Below are 15,685 nucleotides of genomic sequence, written 5' to 3'. Positions count from 1 at the left end.
CACGCGCGAGCTGCTGGCCGAGCTCGGCGCGCTGCGCGGGCCGGTCGACGCGGCGCATCCGGAGTATGACGAGCGATATCTTTGTCACGCGCCGCAGGAGCGCCTCTACATCGATGGCTACTGGCAGGATGGCCTGTGGCCGACGCTTGGCGTGCCGGCGGCGGAGCGCGCGCAATACGCGCGCTTCCAGGACCACATCCACGAACTGCGCCAGCGCCGAGACGGCGCCGGGCGCCGTCCCTTCGCGCTGCCGCTGGCCCTGTCGGGCCGCGACCAGAAACTGCTGGCGCTCGACCGCGGCAACCTGCGCGACTGGCTGCTGCAGGAGGGCTACACGGCGCCTGGCCTGCACTGGCTGGCCGACTACGCCTGCCGCGACGACTACGGCACGTCCGCCGCGCAAACCTCGGCCTGGGCCGGGCTGCACTACTTCGCCTGCCGCGACGGCGAAGGCCAGGTGCTGACCGCACCGGAAGGCAACGCCTGGCTGGCGCGCGGGCTGGCGCGGGCCAGCGCCGGGAAGGTGCAGGCCGCTGCGCTGGCCTTCCGCGTCGAGCAGCGCGGCAAGGATTGGCACTGCGACATCTACCTCGCCGCCGAAAACCGCAGCATCCGCATCATCAGCCGCGAATTGATCTGGGCCGCGCCGCTGTTCCTGATTCCGTACGTGTTCGCCGCGCCTCGCCCGGAGTGGCTGGCGGCGATCAAGGGCGCCGAACATGCGCCGTGGATAGTCGCCAACCTGACGCTGTCGTCGGCGCCGCAAACGCGCGCCGGCCAGCCGCTGGCCTGGGACAACGTGCTGCACGACAGCGCGGCGCTGGGCTACGTGGTGGCGACCCACCAGCAACTGCGCTACGCGCCGGGGCCGACCGTGATCACCTGGTACCGCGCGCTGCACGAGGAAACCCCGTACCGCCATCGCCGACTCTTGCTCGACCACGCCGGCTGGGCGCGCGAGGTGCTGGACGACCTCGCCCGGCCGCACCCGGAAATCCGCGAACTCGTCACGCAACTCGACGTGCACCGCCATGCCCACGCCATGCTGCGGCCGCTGCCGGGGCGGCTGTGGGGCGGCGCGCGCCACGTCTTCGAGCAGGGCGGGGCAGGGCTGCAGTTCGCCCATGCCGACGTCTCCGGCCTGTCGCTGTTCGAGGAAGCCAACCATCGCGGCGTGCTGGCCGCCGAGCGCACTTTGCGCCGGCTCGGCGTATCCTTTGCGTCCTCACTATGAACGGCCTGCACATCCTTGCCGAATTCCACGATTGCGCCGGCGAGCGCCGCCTGCTGCTGGACGCGGACGCGCTCGCCGCGCTTTGCCGCGATGCCTGCAGCGGGGCCGGCCTGGAAGTGGTCGCCGCGGCCTTCCACCAGTTTCCCGGCGCCGGCGCCACCGGCGCGCTGGTGCTGGCCGAATCGCACCTGGCGATCCACACCTGGCCGGAACTCGATGCGGCAAGCTTCGACCTTTACGTCTGCAACCACAGCCGCGATAATCGCGCTGCCGCCGAAGCCGCCTACGACAGCCTGCGCGCCGCGCTGCGGCCGCGCCGGATCGTGCGCCGCGAGGTGATGCGCGGCGAGATCGCGCCGGGTGCGCGCGCCGCGGATGGCGTGATCGAACGCCGCCTCACCACCATCGATTGAACACGGGGCCCTGGGGTCATGGCATTGCGGATTTCCTTCTACCTGCTGGTTTTCGTCAATCTGGTTTTCTATGCCTGGAGCCAGGGCCACTTCGGCGCCGTCGATGAAAACCGCGAACCGCAACGGCTGACACAGGAATTGCACGCGGAAAAGCTGCGCCTGACGCCGCTGGCCCAGCCGCCCGCGGCGAAGTCCGACGAGCCCGCCTGCCGCCTGGTCAGCGGGCTGGCCATGACCGAAGCCGAGACACTCAAGGCGGCGATGACAGCGGCGAAGCTGGATGCCCAGATCCAGCCTCGGGCCGAGCCGCGACTCCACCTGGTCGTCATCGCCGAACTGGCGAACAAGGCCGCCGCCGAGAAGAAGGCCGCCGAACTGGCCCGGCTCGGCATCGCCAACCACGAAGCGGTGACGCTCGGGGACGGCCGCCACGAGATCGTCCTCGGCCGTTTTCCGGAAGAAGCGGCCGCCCGCGAGCTGCTCGCGGACCTCAGCAAGAAGGGGCTCAAATCGGCACGCGTCGACAGCCGCGACCAGCCGGCGCTGAAAGCCGGCGTCGAGGCGCGCGGTCCCGCCTCCGCCCTGCTGCAACAATTGCCGCTGCTGATCGCACCCCATGCCGGCGCGACGGTCGGCAAGTGCGAGTGATGGACGGCCACCCCCTGGGGCGCGTGACCAGCCGATGAGCTACGTGATCGGGCTCACCGGCGGCATCGGCAGCGGCAAGAGCGCCGCCGCCGCCCTGTTTGCCGGGCGCGGCATCACCGTGGTCGATACCGACGCCCTCGCGCATGCCCTGACCGCGCCGGGCGGCGCCGGCATGCCGGCGATCCGCGCCGAATTCGGCGACCCCGCGGCCGGCGCCGACGGCGCGCCCGACCGCGCCGCGATGCGCCCCATCGTCTTCGCCGACCCCGGCGCGCGCAAGCGGCTGGAAGCCATCCTGCACCCAATGATCCGCGCCGAAAGCGAACGCCTGCTGGCGGCCGACGGCGCGCACTCGCCCTATGCCATTCTCATGGTGCCGCTGCTGGTCGAGTCGGGCGACTACCGCAAGCGCGTCGATCGCGTCGCCGTGGTCGATTGCAGCGAAGCGACGCAGATCGCCCGCGTCATGAGCCGCAGCGGCCTCGCGCGCGCGGAAGTCGAGCGCATCCTGGCGGCCCAGGCCTCGCGCGCCGAACGCCTCGCGGCGGCCGACGACGTGATCGACAACGACGGCGAACTGGCCGCGCTGGCCCCGCAAATCGAGCGCCTGCATGGACGGTATTTGGCATTTTGCGGCCATGTCGGTTGAGATTTGCACTGAATTGGGTCACAATCGCACGAATTTTCCCTCCCTGGCCGGCGCGTGATCACTTACGAATACCCTCTCAGCGAGCGCGTTCGCACGCTTTTGCGGCTCGAAGACCTGTTCGACAAGATCGCCCATTTCTCGTCCGCCGAAGGCGCCATGGAGCACCATGTCGCGCTGGTCACGCTGTTTGAAATCCTCGAGGTCGCCGGCCGCGCCGAGTTGAAATTCGACCTGGTGCAGGAGCTCGAACGCCAGCGCCAGATCCTGCTGTCATTTCGCAACAACCCGGAAATCTCCGAGGATGCGCTCTCCGGCGCGCTCTACGAGATCGAGCAGGCCAGCTCGCTGCTGCTCGCCATGCAGGGCAAGATCGGCCATTACCTGCGCGAAAACGAGTGGCTGATGACGATCAAGAATCGCGCCGCGATCCCCGGTGGCGTCTGCGAATTCGACCTGCCCGGCTACCACTACTGGCGGCATCGCGATCCCGCGCTGCGCCAGCAGGACCTGCGCGGGTGGATCGCGCCGATGCTGCCGATCCGCGCCGGGCTGGCGATCGTGCTGCGCCTGCTGCGCGCCTCCGGCCGCGCCGAAGCGCAAACCGCCCCGCGCGGAACCTTCCAGTTGATGCTCGGCGGCCGCAGCGCCCAGCTGATCCGCCTCAAGACCGGCCCCGGCGACCCCTGCCTGCCAGAGATCTCCGCCGGCAAGTTCGCCATCAACATCCGCTTCCTGCGCCCCGACATGGACCAGCGGCCGCGCCAGATCGACTCACCGGTGAATTTCGAGCTGACCCTGTGCAACCTGTAAGACCGGTTGTACCTCGCGTGGTCAAGTGTCCGAATTGCGGCGGCAGCGTGGAGTGGATTGCCGAAAATCGCCATCGGCCGTTCTGCTCGGCGCGCTGCAAGGGCAACGACCTCGGCGCCTGGGCAACGGACAAATATCGCGTCGCGGCCACGGAAGAACCGCAGCCGGAAGATCAGTCGGAGTAAGAAGCTAGTGGAGCGTTCCGCAAAAGCGATTACAACAAACCGTTCGGCCTGAGCCGTATCCGGTTTGCTGGAATGCAGTACTAGGCGTCCCAGGCGGCACGTATCGCCGCGATGCCGTGGGCGCCTGCGCGTTGGGCGGCATCGAGGTCCGTCCGCGACAAACCGCCCAGGGCAAAAGTCGGCAGCGGCGGCACGGCGAGCGCCGCGGCCAATCCCTCCCAGCCAATGCCGGCCACGCCCGGATGAGTGGCGGTTTCCCGCACCGCGCCGAACACCGCGAAGTCGCAGCCGAGTTTCGCGGCCAGTTCGAGGTCCGCCGCCGTATGGCAGGACGCGGCGACCAGCGCGAAATCCGGCCGCGTTGTCTGCGCCGCCAATTGCCGCGCCGGCAGGTGCACCCCGTCCGCCCCGGCGCTGGCGGCCAGCGCCGGATCGCCATTGACCAGCACCCGCGCGCCGTACTGGTGGCAGAGGTCGACCGCGGCATGGACGAAGGCCGCACGCCGCGCCGGATCGAGCGTCGGTTCGCGCAGCTGCACCAGCCGCAGGCCGTTTTCCAGCGCCTGCGCCAGCGCCATCAACTGGGCATCGATGCCGATCTCGCCGGCATGGCTGATGGCGTAGAAATCCGGCAGCGCCAGCGCCGCCAGCACCGGCGCATTGGCCGGCAGCATCGGCGCAACCGTCGGCGCATCGGCGCGCTGCCAGGCCAGGGCGCTATGCACATGATCGTGCAGCTCGCCGCACCAGTCACGCACGCGGAAGAAGTTGAGCCGGACATGGGCGTGCTCGTAGACATGCTCGCGGCGCAGCCAGGGATCGGCTCGCGTCACGCCGATGCCCAGTTCCTCGCCCAGCTCGCGCAGCAGCGCGGCGTGCGGCGTTTCGCCGGGTTCGACCTTGCCGCCGGGGAATTCCCAGTAGCCGGCGTAGAAGGTGCCCGGCGCGCGCTGGCCGAGCAGAAATTCCATGGCGCCATCGGCTGTCCGCCGCTCGATGACGGCGGCAGCGACTTCGGTGAGTTTCATTTTTCCTGATTGACAATAAGCATCAGCTTGTCATTCCGGCGCAAGCCGGAATCCAGAACGGCCGGCGGAAAACCACTGGATTCCGGGTCAAGCCCGGAATGACCGGGCTGAGTTTCTGGCTGATCACGTCATTTCTTTGCCGGGGTCCGGGGCGGCTTGCCGCCATGCCGCCCGGCGTAGTCGCGGGCGAACTGCCAGGCGACGCGGCCGCTGCGCGAGCCGCGCATCAGGCTCCATTGCAGGGCCTCGCCGCGCGCGGCCTCGATCTTGTCGGCCGGCACGCCGAACTCGGCCAGCCAGTGCGCGCAGATTTCCAGGTAGTGATCCTGGCCGAAGGGGTAGAAGGACAGCCACAGCCCGAAGCGCTCGGACAGCGACACCTTCTCTTCCGTGGTCTCGCCGGGATGGATGTCGCCGTCGGCGTCGTGCTTGGCTTCGAGGTTCTCCGACATCTTTTCCGGCATCAGGTGGCGGCGGTTCGAGGTCGCATACACCAGCAGGTTGTCCGGCATTCCGGTGATCGAGCCGTCGAGGATGCTCTTCATCGCCTTGTAGCCGGGCTCGCCCGACTCGAAGGAAAGGTCGTCGCAGAAGATGATGAAACGCTCACGGCGGCCGGCGATCAGGTCGACCACGTCGGGCAGGTGCACCAGTTCGTCCTTGTCCACTTCGATCAGGCGCAGGCCGCGGTGGGCGAACTGGTTGAACACGGCCTTGACCAGCGAGCTCTTGCCGGTGCCGCGCGCGCCGGTCAGCAGCACGTTGTTGGCACTGCGCTTGGCGACGAACTGCCTGGTGTTCTGCGCGATGCGCTGTTTCTGGTCCTCGACGCCCTGCAGGTCCTCGAAGCGGATGCGGTGCGGCTGCTTCACCGCCTCCAGCCAGCCGCGCCCGCCGCGCGTGCGCCAGCGGAAGGCGCTGGCCAACCAGTCGGTGGCCGGCAGGGGCACCGGCAGGACGGCTTCGAGGCGGTCGAACAGCGCATCGAGGCGGTCGATCAGGGGGGCAAAATCGCGGGCGGGATCGGACATCGGTTAAGCTTGCGGGCCATTGAAGGAAGGCCACTTTAGCAGAATCATGTCTCGTTTCTTTCCCCCCGTCTTCGCCCTGCTGGCCCTGCTCACCGTGGCCGGCTGCGCGCAAATCGGCGTCGAGCCGGCGCCGACTTCTCCGACCGCGGCCGCCTGTCCCGCGCCCGCCGCCTGCCCCGCCTGCCCGGTGTGCCCGGTGGTCGAGCCGCCCAAGCCGCCGGAAAAACCCCTGCAGTCCGCCGAGTGGAGCGAGCTGCCGGGCTGGAACGAGGACGATCCCGGCTCCGCCTTCACCGCCTTCGTCGCCGGTTGCCGTAGCCTGGAAAAACAGGCGCACTGGAAGCCGGCCTGCGCGTCGGCGCGCGAGCTCAACGACAAATCCGCCGCCGCCCTGCGCGCCTGGTTCGAGGCGCACACACAGCCCTGGGCGCTGGTCAATCCGGACGGTTCGCGCAACGGACTGATCACCGGCTATTACGAACCGATACTGAAGGGCAGCCGGCAGAAAGCGCGCGGCTACACGGTTCCGGTATTCGGCCCGCCGGATGACATGGTGGTCGTCGAACTCGCCGAACTCTACCCCGAGCTCAAGCACCTGCGCCTGCGCGGGCGCCTCGAAGGCCGCAAGCTGATTCCCTACTATTCGCGTGCCGAATGGACTCCGCAGGAGAGCAAGCGCTCACCAGAGGCGCTCTTGTGGGTCGATGACCCGATTGATTTGTTCTTCATGCAGATCCAGGGTTCGGGCCAGGTGCAGCTCGCCGACGGCAGCCGCGTGCGCCTGAATTACGCCGACCAGAACGGCCATCCGTATCGTTCCATCGGCCGCTGGCTGATCGACAAGGGCGAACTGAAAACCGAGCAGGCCTCGATGCAGGGCATCAAGGCCTGGGCCAAGGCCAACCCGGCGCGGCTGGCCGAACTGCTCAACGCCAACCCGAGCCTGGTCTTCTTCCGCGAACTGCCGGTCGAAGGCAGCGGCCCGCAAGGCGCGCTGGGCCTGCCGCTGACGCCGGAGCGATCGGTGGCCGTCGACCCGCGCCATGTGCCGCTGGGCGCGCCGATCTGGCTGGCGACCACTAGACCAAACAGCGGACCCAACAGCGAAAAGGCGCTCAACCGCCTGATGGTCGGGCAGGACACCGGCGGCGCGATCCGCGGCGTGGTGCGCGCCGATTTCTACTGGGGCAGCGGCACCGCCGCCGGCAACCAGGCCGGCAAAATGCGCCAGCAGGGCCGCATGTGGGTGCTGCTGCCGCGGGGTTATCAGCCGGGAACGCCGTAGCGTCAGCGCCGACTTTTTGGCTGTAGATCCGGTCCGGTAAAGCCCTGTCCTTCGACAGGCTCAGGATGAACGGATTGAGATGCTCAGGATGAACGGTATGTGAAGCCCCGTTCGGGCTGAGCCGTGAGCCTGTCGAACGGTCGAAGCCCTGCACCCTTATCCCTCCCCATCACGGTGCAACCACGGCCACATCGGCACCAACACGGTGCGTCTCCCGCCAAGCCGTTTTCCCATTCCCATGATTCAAAACAGCTTCCGTCGCGGGAACGCTCATTGCTTTGATGCCTCCCATTCGTGCAATCAGACTTAGGGGAGCACCACAATGGAGAACTTCAAGACATCCGCCGACGTACTGTTCATCCTGCTCGGCGCCATCATGATCCTGGCCATGCATGCCGGCTTTGCCTTCCTCGAACTGGGCACGGTGCGCAAGAAGAACCAGATCAATGCGCTGGTCAAGATCCTCTGCGACTTCTCGGCATCGACCCTGGCCTACTTCTTCATCGGCTACGGCATCGCCTACGGCGTGAATTTCCTCGCCGGCGCCGAAACCCTGGTGCAGAAGAGCGGCTACGACATGGTCAAGTTCTTCTTCCTGCTGACCTTCGCCGCCGCGATCCCGGCCATCGTTTCCGGCGGCATCGCCGAGCGCGCACGCTTCGGCCCGCAACTCGCCGCCACCGTCATGCTGGTCGGCTTCGTCTATCCCTTCTTCGAGAGCATCGCCTGGAACCAGGCCTACGGCATCCAGGGCTGGCTCAAGTCCAGCTTCGGCGAGGAGTTCCACGACTTCGCCGGCTCGGTGGTGGTGCACGCCGTCGGCGGCTGGATCGGGCTCGCCGCCGTGCTCATGCTCGGCGCCCGGCGCGGCCGCTACAGCAAGGACGGCGGCATCTCGGCGCACCCGCCGTCCTCCATCCCCTTCCTTGCGCTGGGCGCCTGGATCCTGATCGTCGGCTGGTTCGGCTTCAACGTCATGAGCGCGCAGACCCTGGACAAGATCTCCGGCCTCGTCGCCATGAACTCGCTGATGGCCATGGTCGGCGGCACCCTGGTCGCGCTGGTCGCCGGCAAGAACGACCCCGGCTTCGTGCATAACGGCCCACTGGCTGGCCTGGTCGCCGTCTGCGCCGGCTCGGACCTGATGCACCCGATCGGCGCGCTGATCACCGGCGGCGTCGCCGGCGGCCTTTTCGTCGTGATGTTCACCCTGACGCAGAACCGCTGGAAGATCGACGACGTGCTCGGCGTCTGGCCGCTGCACGGCCTGTGCGGCGCCTGGGGCGGGCTGGCCGCCGGCATCTTCGGCGCGAAAAGTCTGGGAGGCCTCGGCGGCGTCGCCTTCATGAGCCAGCTGGCCGGCACGGCGCTGGGCATCGGCATCGCCTTCGGCGGCGGCCTGATCGTTTATGGCACGCTGAAAGCCGCCGTCGGCATCCGCCTCGATGCCGAAGACGAATTCAACGGCACCGATTTGACCATCCACAAGATATCGGCGAGCGCGGAGCGGGAGACGCTTTGGTAGCGTCGTCGACTGGAGAATAGATCGCCGAGCCGGCAGTTGCCCTCGTAGCTCACGGCGTACCCACCTTCTTTGCCTTGGCAAGCCGTTTTGTCTTGTCCACCGCTTCCTCAAAGTGCTGTTCGACCAAGCTGGGAAGTTCGATGATGCTCTGGCGGTACTTCTCGTATTCGATATGCGCCTTCTTCAGAGCCGCATCGCTGCTGACCTTGCCGGCGTGGGTGAGAATTTCGCGCTCGGAGAGGCGCAGAAAATCGTCGAGCTTTCGTATCCAGTCGGCCATGGTCATGGCCCGGCGGTTCATGGCTTGCAGTTCGGCGAACTCCAGGTAGAAGGTAACGATGCGATTCAGCGTATCCAGTTCATCCACCGCCAGATAATTCTTGGCGATTTCGGCATCGGCTTTGCGCGGCTTGATTCCCTGCCAGGCGGTCAGCCCCATGTTGGGCTGAGCCGCGTCGGCACGCTGATTGATGATCTCGGCTGCGGTATGGCCATGGGCTGCCCAGTGCATCTTGTTCTGCACCGTGGCGAAGAACTGCTGGGAAGTCTCGGCGACCGGATCGTAGTCGATGCTGGTAGCGTAAATTTCCAGCACCTTGCGCCAGAAGACTTTCTCGGAACTGCGAATGTCGCGGATGCGCGCCAGCAGTTCGTCGAAGTAGCGTCCGCCGCCGCCCACCTTGAGGCGTTCGTCGTCCATCGCAAAACCCTTGATCAGGTATTCACGCAGGCGCTGTGTCGCCCAGATGCGGAACTGGGTGCCGCGAAGGGACTTGACGCGGTAGCCAACGGAGATGATGACGTCGAGGCTGTAATGTTCGATGTCCCGCTCAACGCTACGCTCGCCTTCGCTTTGAACCGTTGCAAAATTTGCAACGGTTCCCTCGCGGCTTAACTCACCCTCTTCGTACACGTTCCTTATGTGGCGCGAAATCACTGATTTGTCGCGGCCGAATAGCTCGCTCATCCGGTTGAGGTTGAGCCAAACCGTTTCGCCCACCATACGCACTTCAATGCGGGTCTGTCCGTCTTCCGTCTGGTAAAGCAGAAACTCCGTCGAAACCATTTCGGCAGGTTCAACCAAATAGTTTTGGGGTTGGCCTTTGGGCGGCTTTTTCATGGCCAACTCCCGTAGCTCAATGCGTTCACAGGTTCCACCGGAACCATTTCGAGCATGCCCTCGAAATGGTCAAGACGTGACGTTTTGTCACGGGTTGATGTCCTGACACAGAGTTTCAACCTTACGATTTTCTCGTAAGCTTGCGTCTCTGAAAGGGGGGTGACAGTTTGTACCCACCATTGCGCTGGCTCACTCATACCTCAGCTCCTTCAGGTATCCGCAGCTAACAATCGCCATAGAGGTTGTTCTCATAAAGAACGCAAAGCAGCAGTAGCACGAATTGCCTTCATGACCATAGTATATGCGCCGTACTACGACCACACTGTTCAAGAGAACGCAATTCGATTTCTCATGAACACCAAGGTTAAGCGGACAGAGGCTCATGGGGTGAGCCATGTCATGAAGAGTCATGGCACTGCACACCGGCCCCGGATCGGAGTCCGGGGTGACGTTCTTTCGCCGGTGTGACGGCTTATTCAGTGCTTCCTCAACTTTTCTCCGGACTCCAATCGTTCATTTCGTCCAGCACAAATTGTGCGAAGGGCTTGATGTTGCCTTTGACACTGGCATCTTCCAGAGCCTCCATGTATCGGTTTCGACTCTTCATTCGAATTACCGTCCATGGATAGCCGCCCGAAGCCAGCATCACGTTCATCAAAAAACGGCCGAGCCGGCCATTGCCATCGAAGTAAGGGTGAATGAACACGAACAGATGATGCCCAAGCACAGCGCGAACGGCCGGTGCCGGCTCATTGCCAAGCAAATCAAATAGTGCCTCCATCGAATCCAGGAGGGCATCTTTGGGCAAAGGAGAGTGCTGCGAGTTGCGGATGAATACAGGGCCCGTTCGATAGCCCGCAAGCTCATGCGCCTTCACGATACCCAGCGCTACCGCCGGAGCAAAGAGCTCCGCATGCCATTCGTGGTGGGCTCGCTTCACGGCATCGACGACGTTCTCGCCACCAAGAACATCATGGATGGTTTGCTTGACCCCCTGAAAGGCCTGGTAGTAGCCCCGGGCGGCCATCACATCCTTGCTGGCTGTGTCCTCCGGGTTGTCATCCGGATTCCAGCCATCTCGGGCCACCCGTTCAATCAGCGCATCGGTTACTTGATAGCCTTCGATGGACAGCGAGTTGTAGGCATCTGCCACATAGCGATCCTGCACCTGCTGCAGGTAGCCCGCGGCGTCTGCCGATAAGCCGGGCGGGGGCGGAAAGATGGAGAGGACATCTTCCCGCCAGCCCGCCCACATCGATTTCAGCCGCAACACATAGGGGGAGCGATCCCGGGTAAGGCCGATGGTGGGGGCGAACCCGGGGATATCCGCATACGGGTTGGTCACGGCCACTTTGAATCCGGCTTTGCCCATGGTATTGACGATCCGGTCGGCCTCGCCCTGGCGGCCTGCTTGAGCCAGGGCGCCAGCCAGACGCCCGGCCGAAGTTGGCAGGCCATCGTCGGCCAGGAGTGTCGTCAGCAGTTCGGATACATCCCGAATCTGAGCCAGTGCAATCTCGATCTCCCGCGGATTCGACACGAAGAACCTGGGTTGCACGCGGCACAGGGCTTCGGGCAGCGGAAGCACTTGCAAGCCTTGAACTTCGATACGGGACGTCGACACCCGCCGTTCGTCCTGATACATCAGCAGCGAGGTATCGAAGGGCAAGCCCAGCACGGAGTTTCCTGACTCCTTGGTTACCGCGGTGACCTGCGGCGGAATCACGGTGCCGCCGGTTTGCAATAGCAGAGACGCCTCTGGATTAAGGCAGTAGCGCTTGCCGAAACGTTTGCGCAGGTAACCCGAGAGGAATGCCCAGAAGCTGGCATACCAGGAGGTGCTGTCTCCCTGGGCATCCTTCGGGTTAGAGCACACATACCAACCTTTGCTGACCTGGCGCAAAAAGCCTGTGGTAACCAGCAGACTCCGACTCTCCGCCGGGAGATCGGCACTTTCGACGACGCCGCTATGCTTGTCTTGCAGCTTTTTCAACAGCTTGAGCGCTGTCACCATCCTGGGGTTTTTCATGGCCGCGATTCCAATGGAAATGCCGTCAGATTTACTATGGTATCGCAGGTATTTTCACTTTACTATTCACTAATGCAATTACTTTGCTATTACCTTGTTTCGTTACTCTGGCATTGCTACCGCTTAAAGTCCCATTTAATTGTTTTGTTGACTTAAAATCCACCAATGATAACGAATGAAACCAACGACGCCATCGCGGCAGATGAACCCGATCTGATCCAGGAAGCGCGCCTCTGGCGCAACAACGGCTGGACCGCGCGCATCGTCAAGAACGAAGACGACGAGGGCTGGGCCGTCGAGATGATCCTCGACGGCGAATCCGAGCCGGCGCTGGTCGGCCCCTGGACCATGGGGCGCGACAAGAAGAATCCGAAGCCGCTCGATGCGTCGGCCTTCAACACCCTGGTCAAGACGGCCGGTGAATTCCGCCAGCGCCAGGTGCAGCAACTTCACGCCACGCTGCACCAGAGCGTCACGATCAACGCCGCCGCCGGGCGAATCAGCGTCACGCTCGACATCGTGCCCGACGACGACGATCCGCACGCCCTGCTTGCTGCCCACGATGCCGCCGGCGAAGAGCTCGCCCGGGTCCGCGTGGCCAGCGGGTTCAAGCTCAACAAGACCAGCGCCTGCGCCTGGATCGATGCCGGTTTTCGACGGCCTGAATGAGGCGCCGGCGGCAATGGCGGGCAGGGTAACGATCATGGCGACAGACGTCACCCCCGCTCATCAACCCCGTCACTCCGGCGAACGCCGGAATCCAGGCAGCCGCGGAACCGGACAGCGGCGTCGCCCGCCGTGCAGCGGAAACCCGTGTGTGTCGAGACCGCCTGAATGACGACGCGATCGCCGCACCATGGATAAAGAACAGGCGATCCGCAAGGCGCAAAAGCTGATGGCCGTGGCCATGGACGGCCGCGGCAATGGCCACGAGGCCGAGCGCGCCCTGGCCCAGGCCGAAGCGCTGATGCGCAAATTCGGCATCGAGCAGGCCGAGATAGCCAGCACCAATGCGGCGAGCGATTTCGATTGGGCCGAGGCCTTTCACGCCTACGGCCCGCCGAAGAATCCCGCCAAGAGTTGCCCGAAGTGGTTTCAATTCATCAGCACCGGCGTCGCCAACTTCACCGACACTATCGTGCGCCTGCACTACGATCCGGCGCAGGGCTATGGCGTCGGCTTTTATGGCGAGCGGGCCGACACGCTATTTGCCCAGTGGCTGGTGGGATACCTCAAAGCCAGTGTCTGGGAGGCCCTGAATGCCGCGCACCGGCAGCATCCCGAATGGAACCGCAGCGACATGGAGGATTTCCGCAAGGGCATGGCGGCGCGCCTGTCATCCCGGATGCGCGACCTGCGCCGGGAGCGCGACGCCGAGTTCGCCGCCGCCGCCACCCGCCAGGGAACCGGCGTGGCGCTGGTGCTGATCACCGACAAACTGGCGAAGCGCGATGCGGAATTCGGTTCGCCGAAATACAAGCACTCGCGCATTACCGTGCGCGACCAGTTGGCGGCGCACAAGGGCAGCCTGGCGGGTGATCAGGTTGGGTTTGCGAAACCGATCAAGAGTGGGCAGGGACACGCGCGCGGCTGAGGCGATTCGGAAGGGAGATTCAGAGTGATTTGCTTCTTGGATCCAGGAATTGCCGTGTCGCCAGCGCCGATTTTTCAAGCTAGGACTAAAGTGACCATGATCGAACTTAATTGGGCAACGCTGCCGCATTAAGCGCCCACGGCCGCAATGACCGGGCAACAACGGCGTCAATTTCCGCGCTGCATGTAGAATCACAACGTCATTCTCGACAAGAAAAATCAGGAATTCCAAGTGGCAACACTGATTCCAAGCTATGGGACCTGCGCGGGGCGCATGACGCCGGGCGAGCGTCGCTTCGCACAGCGCCTCGAAGCCAAGCTCGAAGGGGATTACCTGTGTTGGTATGACGTTCCTGTCGGTCCCACGAACTGTCATCCCGATTTCATCGTCCTGCATCCCCAGCGCGGCCTGCTGATCCTGGAAGTAAAGGACTGGAAGCCGGACACCATCCAGTCGATCACCAAATCTGACGCGGCAATTCTCACCCCCCAAGGACTCAAGCATGTCCTCAATCCGCTAGAACAGGCCCGCCAATACGCCCATGCCGTAGTCGGCGTTTTGGCGCGCGACAAGCAGCTGACGCTTTCCAGCGGCAAGATGGAAGGACGGCTGACTTTTCCATGGGCCTATGGCGTGGTACTCGCCAATATTTCGCGACGGACTTTCGAAAGCTCAGGTCTCGCGGAGGTCATCGAGCCGCAGCGGGTGATCTGCCAGGACGAAATGACCGAGTCCGTGGAAATGGAAGCATTTCAGCAGCGGCTTTGGGAAATGTTCTCGGTCCGCTTCCCCGGCAACCTGACCCTGCCACAACTTGATCGCATCCGGTGGCATTTGTTCCCCGAGATACGTTTGCCGAATATGCAGGAAGGACTTTTCAAGAAGGAAGAGCTGGAGGCGGTTGAAATCCCGGACCTGATGCGGGTGATGGATCTTCAGCAAGAACAGTTGGCACGGAGCCTCGGTGAAGGTCACCGGGTAATCCATGGCGTCGCGGGTTCCGGGAAGACCCTGATTCTCGGCTACCGCGCCGAGCAACTCGCCAAGGTGTGCGCCAAACCGATCCTGGTGCTGTGCTACAACAAGACGCTGGCGGGACGACTGGTTCACTGGATGGCGAGCAAGGGTGTCGCGGACAAGGTGCATGTCCGAACATTCCACAGCTGGTGCCGCAGCCAGTTGAGTACTTACAACGTCAACTTCGCCAACCATCAGGAAGACAAGAACGCACTTATGGCCGAGATGGTCCAGGCGGTCATCCGCGCCGTCGAGCGCGGGCAGATTCCCCCGGCCCAATATGAAGCTGTTCTGATCGACGAAGGCCACGACTTCAGGCCCGAATGGCTGAAGCTCGTAGTCCAGATGGTCGACCCGCACAGCAATTCGCTGCTCGTCCTCTACGACGATGCACAGTCGATCTACGAAGCTGGGCGACAGAAGAACTTCAGTTTCAAAAGCGTCGGCATACAGGCGCAGGGCCGCACGACGATCCTCAAAGTCAACTACCGCAACACGCAGGAAATTCTGGAGTTCGCCGCGCAATTCGCAAGCGAGCTACTCAAGGCAAGCGACGCAGGGGAAGACGGCATCCCGCGCCTCGTTCCGATTTCGGCCGGCCGCCACGGCAAAGCGCCCATGGTGGTGAAGCTGCCGACGTTGCAGGCGGAAGGGGAATGGATAGCGGAGCGCTTGAAGGAAGAGCATGCCAAAGGCACGCCGTGGCGCGACATGGCAATCCTGTATCGGCACTATGAGCCGATATGTACGACCGTCCGCAAGGAATTGCGGAAAGGGGGTATTCCCAACACTTGGAAGGACGACGTCTCGTTTGGTGAAAGCCAGGACACCGTCAAGCTGTTGCCATTCCACAGCAGCAAAGGACTCGAGTACCCGATCATCGTAATACCCGGCGCGGGCCTGCTGCCAACGCCGGACAAGGCAACGGAAGAAGACGCGCGTCTGCTTTACGTTGCGATGACGCGGGCAACATCGCAGCTGATTGTGACCGGGGCCCAGAACGCCTGAGGGACTTGCATCACGGCTTTCGCGCGGACTCTGCGAAAAGTCGGCGCTGGCGACACGGCGTCCGAAGATAAATATGACCGCTCCGACCTGACCATATACAAGATCTCGA

At 64.0% G+C, this 15,685-nt stretch carries 15 protein-coding genes; 11 read left to right on the top strand and 4 right to left on the bottom strand.

Going from position 1 to position 15,685, the window contains the following annotated elements; all coding sequences use genetic code 11:
- The 6 genes from J0M27_RS18160 to J0M27_RS18135 all read left to right on the top strand — a co-directional run.
- On the top strand, positions 1–1,234 hold a 1,234-nt coding region (locus tag J0M27_RS18160; RefSeq protein WP_294995073.1), incomplete at its 5' end, for an NAD(P)/FAD-dependent oxidoreductase.
- The gene (speD, locus tag J0M27_RS18155) at positions 1,231–1,647 is read left to right on the top strand and encodes an adenosylmethionine decarboxylase (RefSeq protein WP_294995070.1); all 417 of its coding nucleotides are present in this window, start codon (positions 1,231–1,233) and stop codon (positions 1,645–1,647) included. The genes J0M27_RS18160 and speD, both read left to right, overlap by 4 nt.
- An 18-nt stretch (positions 1,648–1,665) precedes the next feature.
- Positions 1,666–2,295, top strand: a complete 630-nt coding sequence (locus J0M27_RS18150) for an SPOR domain-containing protein (protein WP_294995067.1) — start codon at positions 1,666–1,668, stop codon at positions 2,293–2,295.
- A gap of 34 nt (positions 2,296–2,329) precedes the next feature.
- The gene (gene coaE / locus J0M27_RS18145) at positions 2,330–2,944 is read left to right on the top strand and encodes a dephospho-CoA kinase (protein WP_294995064.1); all 615 of its coding nucleotides are present in this window, start codon (positions 2,330–2,332) and stop codon (positions 2,942–2,944) included.
- A gap of 54 nt (positions 2,945–2,998) precedes the next feature.
- On the top strand, positions 2,999–3,754 hold the full coding sequence (gene zapD, locus J0M27_RS18140) for a cell division protein ZapD (RefSeq protein WP_294995061.1): 756 nt from the start codon (positions 2,999–3,001) through the stop codon (positions 3,752–3,754).
- Positions 3,742–3,939 carry a DNA gyrase inhibitor YacG gene (locus J0M27_RS18135; protein ID WP_365963109.1) on the top strand — a complete coding sequence of 66 codons (198 nt, stop codon included), beginning with the start codon at positions 3,742–3,744 and terminating at the stop codon, positions 3,937–3,939. The genes zapD and J0M27_RS18135 overlap by 13 nt, the downstream gene beginning before the upstream one ends.
- Before the next feature lie 80 nt (positions 3,940–4,019).
- Here J0M27_RS18135 and J0M27_RS18130 read toward each other — a convergent pair whose 3' ends face one another.
- Together J0M27_RS18130 and J0M27_RS18125 are read right to left on the bottom strand one after the other, a co-directional pair.
- Positions 4,020–4,967, bottom strand: a complete 948-nt coding sequence (locus J0M27_RS18130; protein WP_294995055.1) for a Nudix family hydrolase — start codon at positions 4,965–4,967, stop codon at positions 4,020–4,022.
- A gap of 128 nt (positions 4,968–5,095) precedes the next feature.
- Entirely contained in the window at positions 5,096–5,998 is a 903-nt protein-coding gene (locus J0M27_RS18125; protein WP_294995052.1) for an ATP-binding protein, read from the bottom strand.
- Positions 5,999–6,044: 46 nt separating this feature from the next.
- On the opposite strand from J0M27_RS18125, the gene J0M27_RS18120 reads away from it, so the two are divergent.
- Both J0M27_RS18120 and J0M27_RS18115 read left to right on the top strand, forming a co-directional pair.
- Positions 6,045–7,283 carry a murein transglycosylase A gene (locus J0M27_RS18120; RefSeq protein WP_294995049.1) on the top strand — a complete coding sequence of 413 codons (1,239 nt, stop codon included), beginning with the start codon at positions 6,045–6,047 and terminating at the stop codon, positions 7,281–7,283.
- A 322-nt stretch (positions 7,284–7,605) separates the two neighbouring features.
- On the top strand, positions 7,606–8,808 hold the full coding sequence (locus tag J0M27_RS18115; RefSeq protein WP_294995046.1) for an ammonium transporter: 1,203 nt from the start codon (positions 7,606–7,608) through the stop codon (positions 8,806–8,808).
- Between the two features lie 49 nt (positions 8,809–8,857).
- Here the strand turns inward: J0M27_RS18115 and J0M27_RS18110 are convergent, their stop codons facing one another.
- Positions 8,858–9,928, bottom strand: a complete 1,071-nt coding sequence (locus J0M27_RS18110; RefSeq protein ID WP_294995043.1) for a virulence RhuM family protein — start codon at positions 9,926–9,928, stop codon at positions 8,858–8,860.
- 487 nt (positions 9,929–10,415) lie between these two features.
- Positions 10,416–11,957: a Fic family protein gene (locus tag J0M27_RS18105; RefSeq protein ID WP_294995040.1), complete on the bottom strand. Its 1,542-nt coding sequence runs from the start codon at positions 11,955–11,957 to the stop codon at positions 10,416–10,418.
- A 165-nt stretch (positions 11,958–12,122) separates the two neighbouring features.
- Between J0M27_RS18105 and J0M27_RS18100 the strand changes: the two genes are divergently transcribed.
- The 3 genes from J0M27_RS18100 to J0M27_RS18090 all read left to right on the top strand — a co-directional run bounded on the left by J0M27_RS18100 (position 12,123) and on the right by J0M27_RS18090 (position 15,576).
- Entirely contained in the window at positions 12,123–12,626 is a 504-nt protein-coding gene (locus tag J0M27_RS18100; RefSeq protein WP_294995037.1) for a hypothetical protein, read from the top strand.
- A gap of 187 nt (positions 12,627–12,813) precedes the next feature.
- Positions 12,814–13,551, top strand: a complete 738-nt coding sequence (locus tag J0M27_RS18095; protein WP_294995034.1) for a DUF2786 domain-containing protein — start codon at positions 12,814–12,816, stop codon at positions 13,549–13,551.
- 231 nt (positions 13,552–13,782) lie between these two features.
- Positions 13,783–15,576, top strand: coding sequence for a 3'-5' exonuclease (locus J0M27_RS18090; RefSeq protein WP_294995031.1), 1,794 nt, complete (start codon positions 13,783–13,785; stop codon positions 15,574–15,576).
- Positions 15,577–15,685: the final 109 nt, after the last annotated feature.

Origin of the sequence: Sulfuritalea sp. (assembly GCF_017302275.1) — a bacterium.
Classification (GTDB): Bacteria; Pseudomonadota; Gammaproteobacteria; order Burkholderiales; family Rhodocyclaceae; genus Sulfuritalea.
This window is presented reverse-complemented; position numbering and strand designations above follow the sequence as displayed.

What these genes read in the sequence shown, in the direction of transcription:
- speD (WP_294995070.1), top strand. Translation starts at nt 1,231, where the DNA reads ATGAACGGCCTGCACATCCTTGCCGAATTCCACGATTGCGCCGGCGAG.
- J0M27_RS18150 (WP_294995067.1), top strand. Translation starts at nt 1,666, where the DNA reads ATGGCATTGCGGATTTCCTTCTACCTGCTGGTTTTCGTCAATCTGGTT.
- coaE (WP_294995064.1), top strand. Translation starts at nt 2,330, where the DNA reads ATGAGCTACGTGATCGGGCTCACCGGCGGCATCGGCAGCGGCAAGAGC.
- J0M27_RS18130 (WP_294995055.1), bottom strand. Translation starts at nt 4,967, where the DNA reads ATGAAACTCACCGAAGTCGCTGCCGCCGTCATCGAGCGGCGGACAGCC.
- J0M27_RS18125 (WP_294995052.1), bottom strand. Translation starts at nt 5,998, where the DNA reads ATGTCCGATCCCGCCCGCGATTTTGCCCCCCTGATCGACCGCCTCGAT.
- J0M27_RS18120 (WP_294995049.1), top strand. Translation starts at nt 6,045, where the DNA reads ATGTCTCGTTTCTTTCCCCCCGTCTTCGCCCTGCTGGCCCTGCTCACC.
- J0M27_RS18115 (WP_294995046.1), top strand. Translation starts at nt 7,606, where the DNA reads ATGGAGAACTTCAAGACATCCGCCGACGTACTGTTCATCCTGCTCGGC.
- J0M27_RS18110 (WP_294995043.1), bottom strand. Translation starts at nt 9,928, where the DNA reads ATGAAAAAGCCGCCCAAAGGCCAACCCCAAAACTATTTGGTTGAACCT.
- J0M27_RS18105 (WP_294995040.1), bottom strand. Translation starts at nt 11,957, where the DNA reads ATGAAAAACCCCAGGATGGTGACAGCGCTCAAGCTGTTGAAAAAGCTG.
- J0M27_RS18100 (WP_294995037.1), top strand. Translation starts at nt 12,123, where the DNA reads ATGATAACGAATGAAACCAACGACGCCATCGCGGCAGATGAACCCGAT.
- J0M27_RS18095 (WP_294995034.1), top strand. Translation starts at nt 12,814, where the DNA reads ATGGATAAAGAACAGGCGATCCGCAAGGCGCAAAAGCTGATGGCCGTG.